The sequence below is a fragment of the Streptomyces colwelliae genome (assembly GCF_048158785.1).
Classification (GTDB): Bacteria; Actinomycetota; Actinomycetes; order Streptomycetales; family Streptomycetaceae; genus Streptomyces.
On the sequence record NZ_JBLTJC010000735.1, the window covers coordinates 1 to 1,970 of the forward strand.

General features: G+C 73.6%; 2 protein-coding genes. Both read right to left on the reverse strand.

What is annotated here, in order from left to right; translation table 11 throughout:
• Positions 1 to 75: 75 nt before the first annotated feature.
• Positions 76 to 585, reverse strand: a complete 510-nt coding sequence (locus tag ACNFOC_RS53805) for a flavin reductase family protein (RefSeq protein WP_416966232.1) — start codon at positions 583 to 585, stop codon at positions 76 to 78.
• 153 nt (positions 586 to 738) lie between these two features.
• Complete coding sequence (locus ACNFOC_RS53810; RefSeq protein WP_416966233.1) at positions 739 to 1,911, reverse strand: acyl-CoA dehydrogenase family protein; 1,173 nt, start codon at positions 1,909 to 1,911, stop codon at positions 739 to 741.
• Positions 1,912 to 1,970: the final 59 nt, after the last annotated feature.

Sequence of the window (1,970 nt, forward strand, 5' to 3'; positions counted from 1 at the left end):
GTCCGGATCAGATCCGGACGCCCCCTCCGCCATGTCAGGCCCGTCATGTCTTGACCTGTCCTCAGGCCCGTCATGTCAGGCCAAGGTCCTGAACCCCCGGTCGTAATACACCATCGGGGAGCCCTCCCCCAGTCGCACTCCCGTCACCCGGCCGATCAGGACCGTATGGTCCCCGGCCGGGTGACGTGCGTGGGCGGTGCAGTCCAGTTCGGAGAGGGCGCGGTCGACCGTGGGCAGGCCGTCGGGGCTGGTGCGCAGGCCGCCGGAGGAGAACTTGTCGGTGCCCTTGGTCGCGAAGCGCACGGCGAGCGGGCGGTGGGCCGGGGCCAGCACGCTCACGGCGAAGCGGTCGCAGTGGCCGAACGACGGCGCCGAGTCGGCGGAGTTCGCCAGGCAGACCAGGACCATCGGCGGTTCCAGCGAGACCGAGCAGAAGGAGCTGGCCGTGAAACCGCGCGGGGTTCCGTCCTCGCAGCACGTGGTGACGACCACGACGCCCGAGGGGAAGCGGGCCATCGCGGCCCTGAACTCCTCCGGCGCCACCGCCGCTCGTGCTGTTTCCAGTACTTCCTGACGCTCCGGCATGACGGTGCACCACCTGTCGGGCCTCGCGGAGGCCACCGCGGGTTCAGCAGCCTCGGGGCAGCCTCGGACGCGGCTCACCGACAGTGATCGGGACCGCCACCCGGGTCCAGATCGACTATGCGGGCAGCGCCCCCGACCGGCAACCGGGACGGCTCAGCGCACGGCCCCCGCCTTCTCGTCGCCGGACAGCGCCCAGGCGCCGTACGCCGCGCCCGTCGTCTCGAAGGAGAGCGCGACATGTGACGCGGCGCTGTTCACGTCGCGCCAGAAGCGCTGGACCGGGTCGGAGGAGGACTGGCCGGATGTGCCGCCGGCTCGGAAGACGCGGTCGACCGCCGAGACCAGGAGTTCCACCGCGAGCGCGAGGTCCCGGGCGCCCCGGACCGCGGCCTCGCCCCCCGGCGGGTGCTCCTCCGTGCCGTCGGCGATGGCCGCCGTACGCAGGATCAGGAGTTCGGCGGCGTCCACCTCGGCGGCCGAGCGGGCCAGCGCGACCTGGGTCGAGGGCTTCTCGCCCACGGCCTGCCCGCGGCGGTCGACGCGGGAACCGGTTCGCGCGATCCAGGCCCGCAGCGCGCCCCGGGCTGCGCCGACCAGCGGGGCGGCGAACGGCAGGGCGTTCACGGCGTGCATCGGGACGATGTGGCAGCGGGCGTCCGAGGCGGGAGCCCGGCCCGCGTGCACCACCGAGCGGGCCAGGGTGCGGTGTTCGGGCACGAAGGCGTCGGAGAGGACCAGGGTGTCGCTGCCCGTCCCGCGCATCCCTACGGTGAACCAGCTGTCCTCGATCGAGAAGTCCGCGCGCGGTACGGCGAAGAACCGCACCTCGGGGCGCGCGTCGGGGTCCACCGGGCCCTCGGCGGGAACAACCGCGCAGGCCAGCGCCCAGTCGGCGAAGTGCACCCCGCTGATGTACTTCCACTCACCGCTCAGCCGCCAGCCGCCGGCCACGGGTTCCGCCTTGCCGGACGGCATGAGCGCGCCGGCCAGCAGGATGTCCGGTCCCTCCGCCCAGATCTCCGCCTGGCCCTCCTCGGGCAGGAACGCCGCGTACCGCCCGGCGTAGGCGGCCAGCGAGGCAGCCCAGGCCGCGGACGTGCAGCCCTCCCCCACCAGGCCGACGGCGGAGGTCAGTTCGGCGAAACCACCGGCCTCGCCGCCATGGGCCACCGGTACGAAGTGCCGCGCGAACCCGGCGTCCCGTACCCCTTCGATCACCTGCGGTGAGAGCCGCCGGGCGGTCTCCGCCTCCTCCGCGTACCGGGCCGCGATCTCGGCGACCATCGGCGCCCGGGTCACGATCGTCGACTTGTCGCCTGCTGCCATCCTGCCCACCACTGCCCACCACTTCCGTCGGGAACGGCGTCAGTGTCCCGGCCCCGGCC

Coding starts and splice junctions, on each gene's coding strand:
- ACNFOC_RS53805 (WP_416966232.1), bottom strand. CDS start 585: ATGCCGGAGCGTCAGGAAGTACTGGAAACAGCACGAGCGGCGGTGGCG.
- ACNFOC_RS53810 (WP_416966233.1), bottom strand. CDS start 1,911: ATGGCAGCAGGCGACAAGTCGACGATCGTGACCCGGGCGCCGATGGTC.